Annotated in this window: 1 pseudogene; it reads left to right on the top strand. The window is 56.5% G+C overall.

From position 1 onward, the window contains the following. Window positions 1-115 precede the first annotated feature (115 nt). Window positions 116-341 (top strand): annotated as a pseudogene (locus EN857_RS33375) (transposase); the annotation flags it as partial. Between the last annotated feature and the right edge of the window lie 75 nt (window positions 342-416).

Genomic DNA, 416 nt, shown 5'->3' with positions numbered 1-416 from the left:
CTTCAGGCGCAGGTTGATGTGCTGATTATTCGGCGATTTTCCGATCTCGAACCAGAAAGCGAGGGCGACATGGATGCCAGCAAATTTGACATTGGCGACATCCGCCTGGAGAACCCTGCGCGGCGCGATTGAGGCCGCAGGCGAGCCTGCTCTACCTGCCGCCCTACAGTCCCGACTTCAATCCGATTGAGAACGCCTTCGCCAACCTCAAGGCGCTGCTGCGAGCAAAGGCCGAGAGAACCATCAAGGCTTTGTGGGACGTGGTCGGCACTGTCGTCGACCTCTTCACCCCAGCCGAATGTGCCAACTACTCCAAAGCCGCAGGATATGGCCCTGATTAAACAGGACGTGCTCTAAGTATCTGACCTCTAGTGAACATCTTTCATCTCGTCTGCCGACAGACGCTTCAGCGGAAA

It is taken from the genome of Mesorhizobium sp. M4B.F.Ca.ET.214.01.1.1 (assembly GCF_004791545.1).
GTDB classification, from domain to species: domain Bacteria; phylum Pseudomonadota; class Alphaproteobacteria; order Rhizobiales; family Rhizobiaceae; genus Mesorhizobium; species Mesorhizobium abyssinicae.
Note: the sequence above shows the minus strand (reverse complement) of the source record. Positions and strands in the feature narration are given on the sequence as shown.